The 1,125-nt window shown below is 66.4% G+C and carries 2 protein-coding genes; both read left to right on the forward strand.

Features of this window, described 5'->3' with window-relative positions; genetic code table 11:
* The coding region (locus tag IC50_RS07560) for a glycoside hydrolase family 3 N-terminal domain-containing protein (protein ID WP_035702547.1) at nucleotides 1–771 on the forward strand (771 nt) is incomplete at its 5' end.
* Nucleotides 768–1,125: segregation and condensation protein A (locus tag IC50_RS07565; RefSeq protein WP_035702550.1), on the forward strand; the 358-nt coding region annotated here is incomplete at its 3' end. The genes IC50_RS07560 and IC50_RS07565, both read left to right, overlap by 4 nt.

The raw sequence follows: 1,125 nt of genomic DNA on the forward strand, positions 1-1,125 counted from the left end.
GTATTCTCGAATTTGTACGACACTGATTCGGCGCTCGGGCTGACCGCGGCGCGCCTGAGCGCCCGTCTGATTGCAGCCGATCTTGCCGATCTCGGCATCTCCGTGGATTGCCTGCCGCTGGCTGATGTGCCTGTGCCGGGCGCCGACGCTGTCATTGGAAACCGGGCCTACGGCACCGAGCCGGGGAAGGTCGCGGCGATTGCCCGTGCGGTCACCGAGGGCCTGGAGCAGGGCGGCGTGCTGCCGGTTCTCAAGCACATTCCCGGTCATGGCCGGGCCACCGCCGATACCCATTTCAAGCTGCCGACGGTCGACACGCCCCGGGACGAGCTGGAACGGACCGACTTCGCCGCGTTCAAGCCGCTTTCGGACCTGCCGATGGCCATGACTGCACATGTTGTGTTTAGCGCGGTCGACCCCGCCCATCCGGCGACGACATCTGCGACAATGATTGCTGACGTGATTCGCGGCGCAATCGGGTTCCAGGGTTTGTTAATGAGTGATGACGTGTCGATGAACGCGCTGTCGGGGAATATCGCCGAGCGGACCCGCGCCATCTTCGCGGCCGGCTGCGACATGGCCCTGCATTGCAATGGCAACATCGAGGAGATGCGCGACGTCGCCGGCCAGACGCCTGAATTGTCGGGCAGGGCATTGGAGCGGGCGAAAGCCGCGCTCGCCGCACGCAAGGCGCCGCAGCCGTTCGACCGGGCGGCCGCGCGCGCGGAACTGGACGCATTGATCGCACGGGCAAACACGGCATCGGCATGACTGCAGAAATCCTATCGTTTGAAACCGGGCGGCCCGCAGAGCTCGCCGAGGGTGAGCCGGCGTTGGTGGTGGACGTCGAGGGCTATGAAGGGCCGCTCGACCTCCTGCTCGCGCTGGCGCGGCAGCAAAAGGTCGATCTCGCCAAGATTTCGATCCTCGCGCTGGCCGACCAGTACCTCCACTTCATCGAGGCCGCGCGGAAGATCCGGCTGGAGCTTGCGGCCGACTACCTGGTCATGGCGGCCTGGCTTGCCTTCCTGAAGTCGCGTCTGCTGCTGCCGGAGCCGCCGAGTGCGGAAGGTCCGAGCGCGGAGCAGATGGCGACGGCGCTGGCCAACCGCCTGCGGCGGGTGG

This window comes from Bradyrhizobium genomosp. I (2014), from assembly GCF_000261685.1.
In the GTDB taxonomy this organism is placed as follows: domain Bacteria; phylum Pseudomonadota; class Alphaproteobacteria; order Rhizobiales; family Xanthobacteraceae; genus Bradyrhizobium.